This is a genomic window from Actinospica durhamensis, from assembly GCF_018139695.1.
GTDB lineage: Bacteria > Actinomycetota > Actinomycetes > Streptomycetales > Catenulisporaceae > Actinospica > Actinospica durhamensis.
In genome coordinates this window covers 1-14,038 of sequence record NZ_JAGSOG010000017.1, presented here as the reverse complement: position 1 = coordinate 14,038, position 14,038 = coordinate 1, and the positions used below count along the sequence as shown (strand labels likewise).

Annotated in this window: 14 protein-coding genes; 9 read left to right on the top strand and 5 right to left on the bottom strand. The window is 72.0% G+C overall.

The window, feature by feature from the left end:
- The first annotated feature begins 130 nt into the window (after positions 1 to 130).
- On the top strand, positions 131 to 1,675 hold the full coding sequence (locus KDL01_RS06045; protein WP_212527338.1) for a chitinase: 1,545 nt from the start codon (positions 131 to 133) through the stop codon (positions 1,673 to 1,675).
- 98 nt (positions 1,676 to 1,773) lie between these two features.
- Positions 1,774 to 2,523, top strand: coding sequence for a hypothetical protein (locus tag KDL01_RS06040; protein ID WP_212527337.1), 750 nt, complete (start codon positions 1,774 to 1,776; stop codon positions 2,521 to 2,523).
- A 22-nt stretch (positions 2,524 to 2,545) separates the two neighbouring features.
- Here the strand turns inward: KDL01_RS06040 and KDL01_RS06035 are convergent, their stop codons facing one another.
- Positions 2,546 to 3,220, bottom strand: coding sequence for a TetR/AcrR family transcriptional regulator (locus KDL01_RS06035; protein WP_212527336.1), 675 nt, complete (start codon positions 3,218 to 3,220; stop codon positions 2,546 to 2,548).
- A 66-nt stretch (positions 3,221 to 3,286) separates the two neighbouring features.
- On the opposite strand from KDL01_RS06035, the gene KDL01_RS06030 reads away from it, so the two are divergent.
- From KDL01_RS06030 to KDL01_RS06015, 4 genes are all read left to right on the top strand, one after another.
- A complete protein-coding gene (locus KDL01_RS06030) occupies positions 3,287 to 4,444 on the top strand; it encodes an acyl-CoA dehydrogenase family protein (protein WP_212527335.1) in 1,158 nt (385 codons plus the stop codon).
- 96 nt (positions 4,445 to 4,540) lie between these two features.
- Complete coding sequence (locus tag KDL01_RS06025; protein ID WP_212527334.1) at positions 4,541 to 4,984, top strand: GNAT family N-acetyltransferase; 444 nt, start codon at positions 4,541 to 4,543, stop codon at positions 4,982 to 4,984.
- Positions 4,985 to 5,093: 109 nt separating this feature from the next.
- Positions 5,094 to 6,422, top strand: a complete 1,329-nt coding sequence (locus KDL01_RS06020) for a Clp protease N-terminal domain-containing protein (RefSeq protein ID WP_212527333.1) — start codon at positions 5,094 to 5,096, stop codon at positions 6,420 to 6,422.
- A gap of 155 nt (positions 6,423 to 6,577) precedes the next feature.
- Entirely contained in the window at positions 6,578 to 7,249 is a 672-nt protein-coding gene (locus tag KDL01_RS06015; RefSeq protein ID WP_212527332.1) for a FadR/GntR family transcriptional regulator, read from the top strand.
- 71 nt (positions 7,250 to 7,320) lie between these two features.
- Here KDL01_RS06015 and KDL01_RS06010 read toward each other — a convergent pair whose 3' ends face one another.
- Together KDL01_RS06010 and KDL01_RS06005 are read right to left on the bottom strand one after the other, a co-directional pair.
- Positions 7,321 to 8,979, bottom strand: a complete 1,659-nt coding sequence (locus tag KDL01_RS06010; RefSeq protein ID WP_212527331.1) for a DUF885 domain-containing protein — start codon at positions 8,977 to 8,979, stop codon at positions 7,321 to 7,323.
- 43 nt (positions 8,980 to 9,022) lie between these two features.
- On the bottom strand, positions 9,023 to 9,535 hold the full coding sequence (locus KDL01_RS06005) for a DUF1003 domain-containing protein (RefSeq protein ID WP_212527330.1): 513 nt from the start codon (positions 9,533 to 9,535) through the stop codon (positions 9,023 to 9,025).
- A gap of 89 nt (positions 9,536 to 9,624) precedes the next feature.
- Here KDL01_RS06005 and aroQ point away from each other — a divergent pair, with 89 nt between their 5' ends.
- From aroQ to KDL01_RS05990, 3 genes are all read left to right on the top strand, one after another.
- Complete coding sequence (gene aroQ, locus KDL01_RS06000; RefSeq protein WP_212527329.1) at positions 9,625 to 10,092, top strand: type II 3-dehydroquinate dehydratase; 468 nt, start codon at positions 9,625 to 9,627, stop codon at positions 10,090 to 10,092.
- A 169-nt stretch (positions 10,093 to 10,261) separates the two neighbouring features.
- A complete protein-coding gene (locus KDL01_RS05995) occupies positions 10,262 to 11,221 on the top strand; it encodes an ATP-binding protein (RefSeq protein ID WP_212527328.1) in 960 nt (319 codons plus the stop codon).
- An 85-nt stretch (positions 11,222 to 11,306) separates the two neighbouring features.
- Complete coding sequence (locus KDL01_RS05990; RefSeq protein ID WP_212527327.1) at positions 11,307 to 12,230, top strand: LLM class F420-dependent oxidoreductase; 924 nt, start codon at positions 11,307 to 11,309, stop codon at positions 12,228 to 12,230.
- A 3-nt stretch (positions 12,231 to 12,233) separates the two neighbouring features.
- Here KDL01_RS05990 and KDL01_RS05985 read toward each other — a convergent pair whose 3' ends face one another.
- Both KDL01_RS05985 and KDL01_RS05980 read right to left on the bottom strand, forming a co-directional pair.
- Entirely contained in the window at positions 12,234 to 13,553 is a 1,320-nt protein-coding gene (locus tag KDL01_RS05985) for an MFS transporter (protein ID WP_212527326.1), read from the bottom strand.
- 123 nt (positions 13,554 to 13,676) lie between these two features.
- A partial coding sequence (locus KDL01_RS05980; protein ID WP_212527325.1) for a DUF6083 domain-containing protein occupies positions 13,677 to 14,038 on the bottom strand: 362 nt, incomplete at its 5' end.

The window sequence follows — 14,038 nt, the reverse complement described above, 5'->3', positions numbered from 1 at the left end:
GACGAGTGCATTGGTCTAGTCCAATCATTCTCCCCACGGATCCCTCGGCGCGCTGGGCGGCGGGGGGCCGACAGCGTGAAGGGACCCACCCGTACCCATGGCACCACAGCACGCTTCCCACCCCCGGCGCATGCGCATCGCCATCGCCGCCACCACGGCCGCGGCACTCGCCGTCGGCGGTGCGATCTTCGCCGCGCAAGCACAAGCGGCGAGCACCAACCTCCTGGCGAACCCCAGTTTCGGTACCGGCACCCTGTCCGGCTGGACCTGTGACGCGGGCACCGGCTCGGTGGTCACCAGTCCGGTCTATACCGGTGACACCTACGCGCTGGCGGGCGCCGCGAACAACTCGGACGACGCCCAGTGCACCCAGACCGTCTCGGTCCAGCCGAACACCGCCTACACCCTGTCCGGCGAGTTCGAGGGCAACTACGTCTACCTCGGCATCACCGGCGGCGCCGACACCTGGACCCCGTCCGCCTCCACCTGGACCGCGCTGTCCACCAGCTTCACCACCGGCGCGTCCCAGACCTCTGTCACGGTCTACACCCACGGCTGGTACGCGCAGGGCACGTACTACGCCGACAACCTCGCGCTCACCGGCCCGGCCGGCGCCGGCTCGAGCGCCTCGGCCTCGCCCACCACGGCCTCGGCCAGCCCCTCGGCCTCGGCCAGCGCGTCCGCGTCCGCCTCGGCCAGCCCGTCGGCCTCCGCGTCCAAGTCGGCCAGCCCCTCGGCCTCGCCCACCTCCACCTCCACCGGCACCTCCAGCTCCGGCCTGCCCAAGCACGTGCTGGCCGGGTACTGGCAGGACTTCACCAACGGCGCCGAGGCCCTGACGCTCGCTCAGGTGCCGCAGGGCTACAACCTGGTCGACGTGGCCTTCGCCAGCGCCGACTCGGCCAACGACGGCGGCGTCACCTTCTCCATCGACTCCGGCCTGTCCACCGCCCTCGGCGGCTACACGGCGGCCCAGTTCACCTCCGACGTGGCCACGCTGCACTCGCGCGGCCAGAAGGTGATCCTCTCGGTCGGCGGGCAGAACGGCACCATCACCATCGGCTCCTCCACCGCGGCGACCAACTTCGCCAACAGTGTCTATGCCCTGATGAAGCAGTACGGCTTCGACGGCGTGGACATCGACCTGGAGAACGGCGTCAACGTGACGTACACGGCCCAGGCGCTGCAAGACCTCTCCGCGCTGGCCGGCTCCTCGCTGATCATCACCCTGGCGCCGCAGACCATCGACGTCTACACGACCTCCGGGGACTACTTCCAGCTGGCCCTGGACATCAAGTCGATCCTGACGATCTCCTACACCCAGTACTACAACAGCGGTTCGATGAACGGCTGTGACGGCAACGTCTACAGCGAGTCCACCGAGAACTTCATGACCGCGCTGGCCTGCACCGAACTGCAGGGCGGGCTGAACCCGTCCCAGGTGGGCCTCGGCCTGCCGGCCTCGAGCTCCGCGGCGGGCAGCGGCTACGTGGCGCCGAGCGTGGTGGACAACGCGCTCGACTGCCTGGCCTCGGGCACCAACTGCGGCAGCTTCGTCCCGACGGCCAAGTGGCCCGGCATCGGCGGAGCGATGGACTGGTCGATCAACTGGGACGCGTCCAACGGCTACGCCTTCCTGAACACCGTCGGCGCCCACCTGGCCGCGATGTCCTGACCGGCGCCGCAGGGTGACCGCGAGGCTACTCAATACTTTGGTAAAGAGTAGACCGGCTGCCTTGTCCGGCAGGTGGGTGCGTGCCAGGCTCACCGGCCATGGCACGCACCTACCTGTCCACGCTCTCCCCGCGCCGCCGCTGGGGCATCGCCTCGGCGGCGGCCGGAACCGCCCTCGCGCTCACCGCCGGGCTCGGCAACCCGTGGAGCTACTCCACGATCAGTGCACTGCCGAAGGACGCCGGGGCGAACAAGGTACCGCTGCTGGCCGGCACCCTGCAGGTGTTCCACTGGACCACCGGCGCGAACGCGCTGGGAGGCTCGTCCGCCTGGACGGCCGCCCTCGTGCTCGACGCCGTCTGGCCCCTGCTCATCCTGGCCGGCGCCCGCGCCCTGGCCGGCGGACTCGCGCTGCGTCGCGCCAAGCTCTCCCTGATCGTCGGGGTCTGGGCCGTGGCGACGCTCACCGGGGCGTTCGCCGGACTGATCGCGGGCCTCGTCGACCACCACGTCGGCGCGGGAGCCCAACTGCGCGAGGCCTTCGTCACGGTCACCGCGCAGACCCGCCCCGGCGACATCCTCACCCTCCAGGCCGCCACCATGGCCCTGGTCGGCGCGCTGATCGGCTGGCTGCCGGGCTGCGCGGCGGCCATCGCCTACGCGGTCAAGCGCGCCGAGCCGGCCGAGGCCGAGCGCGGCGGGCGCAGCGGCGAGGAGCGCACGCTCACCGAGGTCTCCACCGAGCCCGGCAGTACGCTGAGTCTCGAGAACCTCGAGGAGCTGCGCCGGGTCCGGCGCGAGGGCGGGCCGATGAAGGACGCGCGCACCAGCGAGTTCTTCAAGGTCTGAGTCTCCCGCTGCACCCGCACCGTCACGGCGACCGCCGCCGGCTCCGGCCGGCGGCAGTCGCCGTGTGTGCGCCGCGCGCGTTGGGGTTGCGCGGCTCGTACCCGAGCATCCGGTAGGCCAGGAACACCTGCCGCTCCACCAGGTCGTCGAGCGAGTCGGGGCCGTCCGGGCGGTACCACTGCGCCACCGCGTTGGACGCGGCGATGATGGTGCGCCGCACGTCGTCGGGGTAGGGCGTGGTGAAGATGCCGGCGGCCACCCCGGCGTCGATCGGTTCGCGGAACCGGTTGCTCGCCTCACGCTGCCGGGTCCGGTAGCGCTCGCGCTCGGCCGGTTCCAGCGCCCTGGCCTCGTTCATCAGCAGCAGGCTGGCCTCCGAGCGCTCGGCCCGGTACCGCACCGTCGCGCCCACCACGGCCGCGAGCCGCCGGGCCGGGTCGTGCCCGGCCTCGGCCACCGCCTCGTCGCAGCGGGCCTGGTAGTCGTCCATCCCCTCGTGCAGCAACGCCGCGAGCAGCGCGTGCTTGCCCGGGTAATAGTGGTACAGAGCGGACAGGCTCACCCCGGCGGCGGCCGCGATCTCCCGAATGGAGACCGCGTGGAAGCCCCGCTCGGCGAACTGCGCCGAGGCGGCGGCGAGCAGGGACTGGTGGCCTGCGGGACGTGCGGCCACGGGGACCTCCGGTCTGGACAGCATGGGCTACTCACGAGTAGCTTAACGAGCGTTCGATGAGTAGGCGAGACACAGGATAGGGGTACGAAGGTGCTTCGGAGCATCTACGACGAGGACCACGAGGCCTTCCGTGCCATGATCAGGGACTTCATCGAGTCCGAGGTCGTGCCGGTGTACTCGGAGTGGGAGAAGGCGGGCCACCCGCCGCGCGAGTTCTACCTCCGGCTCGGCGAGCTCGGAGTGCACGGCATACACGTGCCCGAGGAATACGGCGGCGCGGGGGAGACCTCGTACAAGTTCGAGGCCGTCATCATGGAGGAGACCGCCCGCGCGGGCGTCACCTTCGGCGCCGAGGGCATCCACGTGAACCTGGTGCGCCCCTACCTGCTCGCCTTCGCCACCGAGGAGCAGAAGCAGCGCTGGATGCCCCCGTTCGTCTCCGGCGAGATGATGGGCGCCCTGGCCATGACCGAGCCGGGCACCGGCTCCGACCTGGCCGGCATTGCCACCACGGCCAAGCTCTCCGAGGACGGCACGCACTACGTCCTCAACGGAGCCAAGACCTTCATCTCCGGCGGCGTGCTGGCCGACCGCGTGCTCGTGGTCGCGCGCACCTCCCCGGCCACCCCGGAGGACCGCCGCGGCGGCCTTTCCATCCTGTTCGTGGACACCAAGTCCCCGGGCTACTCGGTCGGCAAGAAGCTCGACAAGATCGGCCTGAAGACCTCGGACACCGCCGAGCTCGCGTTCCAGGACGTGCGGGTCCCGGTGGAGGACCTGCTCGGCGAGGAGGGCCAGGCCTTCAAGTACCTGACGCACAACCTGGTCGAGGAGCGGCTGGCCATCGTGGTCGGCTCCACCGCCCAGGCCGCGGCTGCGATCGGCTTCGCGACCGCGTACGTCAAGGAGCGCAAGGCCTTCGGCCAGCCGGTCGCCGCGTTCCAGAACACGAAGTTCGTGCTCGCCGACTGCGAGGCGGAGTACCAGGCCGCGCAGGCGATGACCGACCGCGCGGTGGAGCTGTTCGACCAGGGCAAGCTCACCGCGGCCGACGCCGCGGCCTGCAAGCTGTTCACCACCGAGGCGGCCGGGCGCATCATCGACAAGTGCCTGCAGCTGCACGGCGGCTACGGCTACATCAACGAGTACCCGATCGCCCGCCTGTACGCCGACACCCGGGTCTCCCGGCTCTACGGCGGCACCAGCGAGATCATGCGCACGATCATCGCGAAGTCGCTCGGACTGTAGTCTCCGCGGCCCGCGCCGCCCGAACCCCGTGCCCCGGCCGTCTCGCCTGGTGGGCACGGGGTTCTCGCGCTGCGCGCGATGTGCTGGGATGGCGGCATGGACAAGATCGCGATCCGTCCGGCCGAGTCCGGACAGGCGGCCGAGGTGCTCGAGTTCTGGCGTGACGCGGCCGAGGGCACGTCCATCACGGACGACGTGGACGGTGTACGCATCCTGATCGAGCGCGACCCCGGCGCGCTGCTGCTCGCCCTCGACGACACCCGCATCGTCGGCAGCGTGATCGCCGGATTCGACGGCTGGCGCTGCCATCTCTACCGGCTGGCCGTCTCCCCGGACCGCCGCCGCGAGGGCATCGGCTCCGCGCTGCTGGAAGCCGCCCACGACCGTTTCGCCGCCCTCGGTGGGCGCCGCACCGACGCCATGGTGCTCGAGCGCAACGAGACCGGACAGCTGGCCTGGGCCGCGGCCGGGTACGCCCGCGAGGACCAGTGGCGCCGCTGGGTGCGCCCGCTCGGCGAGCTGCGTTCCGTCGAGCACTGACACCGGGTCTCTGACACCGGGCCCTGAACACCGGGCCCTGACACCGGGCGACGCAGCACCCTGCGGTTCCGCGCGGGCACGCGCCACGCCCGCGCAGTACGTTGGAATCATGTTCGAGCGTTTCACGCATAGCGCCCGCAGAGTCCTGGTACTCGCGCAGGAGGAGGCACGGCTGCTGCGGCATCCGGTGATCGACTCCGCTCACCTGCTGCTCGGGTTGCTCGCCGAGTCGGAGGGGATCGCAGCGCTCGCACTCGGCCGGTGCGGGGTGACGAGGGACGCGGTGCGCCGGCAGGTCCTCGAGATCGACGGGCCGGGCTCCACGGATCCGACCGGGCACATACCCTTCACCGTCGGCGCCAAGACCGTCCTCACCTACGCGTTCGAGGACTCACTCACCCGCGGCGTCGCCTACATCTCCACCGAGTCGCTGCTGCTCGGCCTGCTGCGGGAGGACTGCGCCGGCTCGCGCATCCTCGACGCGACGGTGCCCGGCGGCGTCGACCAGGTGCGCGGCGAGACCATGGCCCTGATCAGGCAGCGCGCCGGCACCCCCGAGGAGGCGCAGGAGGCGATGAGCACCTCGATGACGCACGCCCGCTCCGGCGGCGCCCCACTCCCGCCCCGCTCCTCCGCACGGCTGCGCGGATTCCTCCGGCGCCGGGACGGCGAGTCCGTCCCCGAGGAGCTCAGGGGCCTGATCCGAACGCCGCGCCGGCCGGACGACCCGGTCGTGCCGAGGCCCGAACTGACCGGGCCGCTGCTGGCCGCGCTCGGCCGCCGCGAGCGCAACAACGCCCTGGTGATCGGTCCGAGCGGGGCCGGCAAATCCGCCCTCGTGCGCTGGGCGCGCCAGACGGTGGAGGTCCGCGGCCTGCGGCCCGGCACCGCCGGCCACGCCACGCTGATCGAACTGCGCCCGTCCGCGCTGCGGCTCGGCCCGGGCCGGCTGATCCAGCCGCACCGGCACCTGGTGGTGGTGGTCGAGGATCTGGACGCGCTGTTCGCCGCGTTCGCGGCCGTCGGTGTGGCCGGACTGGCCGCGACACTGAGCGAACTGGCCGACTCCGACACCCCGCTGATCCTCACCGGCACCGCGGACGCTAACGCCCGGCTGGCCGAGGAAGCCCCCGCTCTCGCCGAACGTTTCACGCTCATCCCGGTGCCCGCCGCGGACGCCGTGCTGAGCGCCGAGATCCTGCGCGTGCTGCGGCCGGAGCTCGACCGGCACCACGGCGTCGCGATCGCGGACGAGACCCTGGCCGCCGCGATCGAGCTCGGCGGGCTCCGCGCCGCGGCCGACGGCGCCCGGGTGCTGCCCGGCGCGGCCGTGGACCTGCTCGACGAAGCGGCCGCCCGCGTCGCGCTCACCGCCACCGTCCCGCCCGCGCCCGCGGTGCGCCCCGAGGATCTGCGCGCGGAACCGGAAGTGTCCTGACGGGGCCGCCGGACGTCCGACGCCGCACGTCCGACGGCCTGGGCCGCGAGTGGACACCCGGTCGGGCTTCGCCTACTGTGTGCGCTCAGGCTCCGCACGGCACGATCAACGCCGGAGCTCGGCTTTCGGGAGCCTCGGCGAAGGGGGCACGAATCATGGCGGTCACCGACGAGGCGATCGAGAAGATCAAGGAGATGATCGTCTCCGGGGCGCTGCGGCCCGGCCAGCGCCTGCCCAAGGAGGCCGATCTGGCCACCGATCTCGGCCTGTCGCGCAACTCGCTGCGCGAGGCCGTCAAGGCTCTGAGCCTGATGAACATCCTGGACGTGCGCCAGGGCGACGGCACCTACGTCACCAGCCTCGAATCCCCGCTGCTGCTCGAGGCGCTGAACTTCATCGTGGACTTCCACCGGGACGACCAGGTGCTCGAGTTCCTGGCCGTGCGCCGCATCCTCGAGCCCGCCGCCACCGCGCTGGCCGCGCACCGCATCGGTGCCGAGGAGGTCGCCGCGCTGCGCGAACTGCTCGGCTCGGCCGGCCCCGCCGAGGGCATCGACAAGCTCATCGCGGCCGACCTCGAGTTCCACCGCAGGATCGCCGCCACCACCGGCAACCAGGTGCTGTGCTCGCTGCTCGAGACCCTCTCCACCCCGACCATGCGCGCCCGCATCTGGCGCGGCCTGACCGAGCCCTCGGCGATGGAGCGCACCCTGGCCGAGCACGCCGCGATCCTCGACGCGCTCGAGGCCGGCGACGCCGAGGCCGCGCGCTCCTGGTCCACCGTGCACATCGCGAACGTCGAACGCTGGCTCGCCTCGGTCCTGTGACCCCCGCGGCCCGCGCGCTCGCCGCCGGCCTGCCCGACTTCGGCGGCGAGCGCGCGGGACCGCCGCGGGTCTCAGAGCTCGGCCAGCACCTTCTGCAGCGGGTCGAGGCCGAGTGAGCCGAGGGCCAGAGCCTGGTCGTGGAACTCCTTGAGGCTGAACGCGGCGCCCTTGCGCGCCTTCGCCTGGTCCCTGGCCTCCAGCCAGATCTTCTCGCCCAGCTTGTACGACGGCGCCTGGCCCGGCCAGCCGAGGTAGCGGTTGAGCTCGAAGCGCAGGTTGGGCTCCTCCATCCGCGAGTGCGCGCGCAGGAACTCCCAGGCCAGCTCGGGGTTCCACACCTCGCCCTCGCGCCAGCCGGTGCCCGCCGGGATCGGCAGCCGCAGGTGCACGCCGAGGTCGACCACGACGCGCGCGGCCCGCAGCATCTGCATGTCCAGCATGCCCAGGTGCGCGCCCGGATCCTGGAGGTATCCGAGCTCTTCCATCAGCCGCTCCGAGTACAGGGCCCAGCCCTCGCCGTGCCCGGAGACCCAGCACAGCAGCCGCTGCCAGCGGTTGAGCTTCTCCTGCTGGTACACCGCCGCGGAGACCTGCAGGTGGTGGCCCGGCACGCCCTCGTGGTAGACGGTGGTGACCTCCTGCCAGGTGGAGAACTCCTCCACGCCGTCCGGCACCGACCACCACATCCGGCCGGGCCGGCTCCAGTCCTCGCTCGGCCCGGTGTAGTAGACCCCGCCGTCACCGGTCGGGGCGAGGCAGGCCTCGATCCGCCGGGCCGGCTCGGGGATGTCGAAGTGCACCCCGTGCAGCTCGTCGATGGTGCGGGTGGCCAGATCCTGCATCCAGGCCCGGAAGTTCTCCCGGCCGGCGATCCGGCGGGCCGGGTCGGCGTCGAGCAGCTCCATGGCCTCGAGCGCGGTGGCGTCCGCCTTGATCAGCCCGGCCACCCGGCGCTGCTCGGCCTCCAGCCGGGCCACCTCGGCCCAACCCCACTCGTACGCCTCGTCCAGGTCCACCGTCGCGCCGAGGAACTCCCGCGACGCGCGCGCGTAACGCTCGCGGCCCACCGCGTCCTCGCGCACCGCGAGGGGGAGCAGTTCGGACTTGAGGAACGCGCCGAGTTCCGCGGTGGCCTGCGACGCCTCCTCGGCGGCCCGCTCGAGGTCGGTGCGCAGGCCGCCCGCGGCCTCGAGGCCCGCGATCAGCGACTGGTAGAAGCCGCCCTCCGGCTTCGCCCAGTTCTCACACTGCTTCGCCACCTCGAGCACCTGGCGCTCGGCCGGGGCGCGTCCGTCCCGGGCCGAGGCCAGCAGCGTCTGCCCGAGCTGCCGGTAGGCCGTGGGCACCGCGGCCATCCGCTTGGCGATGTTCACCACCGCCGCCTCGCCCTCGGTCGGCATGAGGTCGAAAGCCTGGCGTACGCCCTGGACCTGACTGGCGATCACGTCGAGCTGGCGGGTGTCGTCACCCGCGTCGTGCGCCTCCACGGCCAGACCGAGCCGCTCGATCATGGCGAGCCTGGCCACCTTCTCGTCCGCCGATCCGGCGGCGTACGCGGTGACCGCGGCCAGGGTCGCCCGGTCGAGCTCGGCCCGTTCGTCGTAGCCCTCGACGGTCAGGTCGGGCAGACGGTCATCGTGCCCGGCGATACCCGTGTAGGTGGCGAGGATCGGTTCGAGGACGGCAACACGCTCGACGTAGTCGTCGGCGATTTCGTTGAGGGTGTTCATAGAGTGAGACCCTAGCCGTTCACCCTCGCTGGCGGCGGCAGGATTATTCCGTGGCGGGCGCCTCGTCGGCCGACACCGGGTCGGTGCCCTCGGGCAGGTCGATCACCGGCACCGGGTCGAGGCCGAGCTTCGCCGCTATCTTCGTCAGCAGCTGGTCCTGGGCCGCGAGGTGCGCCTGGAGCTGGGCGTTCTCGTGCAGCACGGCGGTGACGTCGTGATAGGTCGCCTCGGCCCGCTTGTCCGCCGCGTCCGCCTGCACGTTCTGGCCCACCATGATGATCGAGAGCAGGACCAGCTGCAGGAAGGTCTGCGCGATCCAGGCGATGAGCGTGCCGGAGCCGCCGCGGATGGCGGAGGGCAGGCTGAACAGGTCCATCAGGGCGAAGACGTAGGCGCACCACATGCTGCCGACGACCGTGGTGATCCAGATGGCCAGCTTGGTGTTGAACCGCGCGGCTGCGTTTCCGGTCTTGTGCTGCTCGGCCACCTTCACCGGGCCGGCCGCCTTGCGAGCCGAGACATGGGGGTGGGCGATGTGCTCGTAAAGGCTGCTCATACCGGCTGTCCTCCGCGATGGATGTTTTCCCGTCGGCGGCGCAGTCTAGTGGCGCCGACGGGTGTGCGGCTGGGGCAAGATGATGAATCGTGACCTCTGCATCCCGAATCCCCACGCCGTCCGCGCCGATCCTGGTGCTCAACGGCCCCAACCTCAACCTGCTCGGCGTGCGCGAACCGGAGATCTACGGCCGCGACACCCTCGCCGACGTCGAGGCGCTGTGCGTGAAGACGGCCCACGGGTACGGCCGCGCGGTCGACTTCCGCCAGTCCAACCACGAGGGCGTGCTGATCGACTGGATCCAGGAGGCCCGCGAAGCGCACGTGGGCATCGTGATCAACCCGGCCGGCTACAGCCACACCTCGGTCGCCCTGCACGACGCGCTCGCCGCCCTGGACGGCAAACCGGTGGTCGAGGTGCACATCTCGAACATCCACAAGCGCGAGGCCTACCGCCACCACTCCTACGTCTCCTCGGTCGCGGACGGCGTGATCGCGGGCTGCGGGGTGCAGGGCTACGCCTTCGCCATCGCGCGGGTGTGCGCGCTGCTGAATTGAGCACCCGTCGGCTGTGGCTGGGCTGAACGAGGGAACGACGGGGTGCGCGAGTCCCACGCGCACACCCGTTCGGCCCAGCGTTCGTTGACAGGGTGTCAGGGAGCCGTGTCAGACTCGTGAAAACGACAACCATATTCAATCATGGTGTGGATTCAGGAGGCTGAGGACCGTGCGGATCGCGTTCGTGGGCAAGGGCGGCAGCGGCAAGACGACGTTCTCCGCGCTCTTCATCCGGGAGCTGGCCCGGCTCGGGCGGCCGGTGGTGGCCGTCGACGCCGACATCAACCAGCACCTCGGCAACGCCCTCGGCCTGACCGCGCATCAGCTCGACGACCTCGCCCCGATGAGCGCCGTGCTGCCGGAGATCAAGGAGTACCTGCGCGGGGAGAACCCGCGCATCGCCTCGGCCGCGCAGATGGTCAAGACGACCCCGCCCGGCGCCGGATCGCGGCTGATCCGCTTCGCCGAAGCCTCGCCGCTCGAGGACTGGTGCACCCTCGCCCTGCACGGCGAACTCGCCGGCGTGCGGCTGATGGTCACCGGGGCCTTCGCCGAGCAGGACCTGGGCGTCGCCTGCTACCACTCCAAGGTCGGCGCGGCCGAGCTCTACCTCAACCACCTGCTCGACGGCCGCGGCGAGTATGTCGTGCTCGACATGACCGCGGGCGCGGACGCCTTCGCCTCCGGCCTGTTCACCCGGTTCGACGTCACCTTCCTGGTGGTCGAGCCGACCTGCAAGTCCGTCGCCGTCTACCGGCAGTACACCGAATACGCCTCCGAATACGGCATCCCGGTGCGTGTGGTGGGCAACAAGGTCGCGGACGCCGACGACGAGGCGTTCCTGCGCGCCGAGATCGGGGACGCGCTGGTCGGCTGGATGGGCGACTCGCGCTATATCAGGGCCCTGGACCGCGGCCGCCGCCCCGGCTTCGAGGGCTTCGAACCGGCCGGCCGGGCCCTGCTCGGCCGGATGCTGGCCGAGGTCGACGCCACCGTGCGCGACGACGCCCGGATGACCTCGCTGGCCCACCTCTTCCACACCAAGAACGCGCTGGCCTGGGCCAACCGCGCCGCGGGCACCGACGTCACGGCGCAGATCGACCCCGAGTTCGCCACCCCCGCCCGCTGAGCCCTCGGCCGTGGCCGCGGCCCAGGTCCGTCGCGACCGGCGGCCTGGTCCCGCCGGGTCCGGGGACGGTGCGAGGATAGGGGCCATGGATCTTCGAATTTTCACCGAACCGCAGCAGGGCGCCGACTACGAGACGCTGCTCGCGGTGGCCAAGGCGGCCGAGGACCTGGGCTTCGACGGGTTCTTCCGCTCGGACCACTACCTGAAGATGGGTGAGGTCGACGGCCTGCCCGGTCCGAGCGACGCGTGGATCACCCTGGCCGGCCTGGCCCGCGAGACCAAGCGGATCCGCCTGGGCACGCTGGTGTCCCCGGTCACCTTCCGGCTGCCCGGGGTGCTGGCCATCCAGGTCGCGCAGGTGGACGCGATGTCGGGTGGCCGGGTCGAGCTGGGCCTGGGCGCCGGCTGGTTCGAGGCCGAGCACACCGCCTACGGCATCCCGTTCCCGGCCGACCGGATGTCGCACCTCGAGGAGCAGCTGCAGATCGTCACCGGCCTGTGGTCGACCGAGCTCGGCGACACCTTCTCCTTCACCGGCAAGCACTACACGCTCACCGACAGCCCGGCGCTGCCCAAGCCGGCCCAGGGCGGCGCGCTGCCGATCGTCGTCGGCGGCGGCGGCCTCAAGCGCACCCCGCGCCTGGCCGCCACCTACGCCGCGGACTTCAACGTCGGCTTCACCCACGTGAAGGAGACCGGGGAGAAGTTCGCGATCGTCGACGCCGCCTGCGCCAAGATCGGCCGCGATCCCAAGACCCTGACGCACTCGATCGCCCAGCCGGTGTGCTGCGGCCGCACCGACGCCGAGGTGGCCCGCCGGGCCGAGGCGATGGGCCGCGGGCTCGAGGACCTGCGCGAGAACGGCCTGACCGGCAGCCCGGCCGAGATCGTGGACCAGCTCGGCCGCTTCGCCGAGGTCGGCGCCGAGCGCGCCTACCTGCAGGTGCTCGACTTGACCGACCTCGAGCACATGGCTCTGGTGGCCGAAGAGGTCATGCCGCAGGTCTAGATATTAGGACCGCGCGGCCAAGCCGTCGCCGCTGCCGCTGCTGCCGTCGATTTGGCTGTCGGCGGTGGCGGCTCGGCGGCGGCGCAGCGTCTGCCCGGCCCAGACCAGCACCGTGCAGGCGCCGAATCCGGCGCCGAGCAGGCTGGAGCCGGCCCAGCCGTGCTCGGCGTAGATCACGCTGGCCAGTGCCGAGCCGACCACGCCGCCGATGAAGTAGCAGGTCATGTACGCCGAGGTCAGCCTGCTGCGGGCATCCGGCCGCAGCCGGTAGACCTCGGACTGGTTGGTGATGTGCAGCGACTGGCAGGCGAAGTCGAACACGACGATGCCGAGCACCAGCAGCGGCACCGAGCTGCGGCCGAACGCGGTCGGCAGCCAGGAGAGCGTGAGCAGCACGGCCGCCAGCAGCGTGGTGCGCGCGGCGCCGCCGCGGTCCGCGATCCGCCCGGCCAGCGGCGCGCCGAGTGCCCCGGCCAGACCGGCCAGTCCGAACAGGCCGATCAGCCCGGTGGACAGGTAGTGCGGCGGCCCGGCGAGCATCAGCCCGAGCGGCGCCCACAGCGCGCTGAAGCCGGCGAACGCGAGCGCGCCGTACAGGGCCCTGATGCGCAGCACCGGCTCCTCGGCCATCAGCGCGAGCGTCGAACGCAGCAGTGCGCCGTAACGCAGCTCGGTCATCCGCGGCGCCTGAGGCAGTCTCAGCCGGAGCGCGAGGGCGAACAGCAGCATCAGGCCGGCCGCGCACGCATACACCGTGCGCCATCCGCCCGCCTGCGCGAGATATCCGGCGACGGTGCGAGCGGCCAGGATGCCGAGCAGCAGCCCGCTCATCACGGTGCCCACGACCCGGCCGCGTTCCTGCGGCGCCGCCAGGTTCGCCGAGAACGCCACCAGGATCTGCGCGGTCGCCGCGAACACCCCGATCAGCGCGCTGGAGACGAAGAAGACCGCGGCGTCCGGACTCGCGCCGCACAGTGCCAGCGCGGCCGCGTTGACGCAGCACATGACCATGACCAGCCGCCGCCGCTCGAGCAGGTCGCCGAGCGGCACCGCCAACATCAGCCCGAGCGCGTAGCCGAGCTGGGTGACCGTCACCGTCAGCCCCGCCGCGGCGGATCCGAGCGAGAGGTCGTGCCGGATCGAGGCGAGCAGCGGTTGGGCGTAGTACAGGCTCGCCGCACTCGACCCGACGGCGGCGGCCAGCAACAGCACCGTCGGCCGCCCGAGCGGCGGCGTCTCGGCGGAGGCGGCGGTCGGGTCAGAGACGCGGCGGAGTTCCGATGCCAGGTCCGAATCGGCGTTGCCGGGCTTACCCGTGGGCATGGGCCGAGCCTGGCACGGGCGCGCACGTCGGCGCCAACGCGGGCGCCGTGGATCTCACATGCAGAGATCGCGCGGATGCGGGCCGAGGTCCTGTTCCGGCGGTCGCCGTCCCGACCGGCTTGGCTAGGGCACCGGTGGCCGCGGCGCCGGTGGGCGGGCGGCCTCGGCCCTGGCCCGCCGCCGCACCCGCAGCGCCCGCCACATCGCGAGCAGTTCGGTGTCCTCCGGCGTCGCCTCCTCGGGGCACACGGCCCGGTGCCAGATCCGGCTCCAGCCGCCGGGGTCGCGCCCGGGCCACAGCCGCCCGCGCACGATGTGCCTGGCCGCGTCCTCCGGCACCCGTGCGGTCGGGTACTCGCCCGGCACGACCGCGTCGAAGCCGGAGCCGAGGGCCAGCGGGAAGACCTCCACCGGCTGCTCGCACAGCGGGCACCGGTCGAGCCCGCGCCGACGGTAGCCGTGGGCCGGGGCCGGGCGTGTGGAGG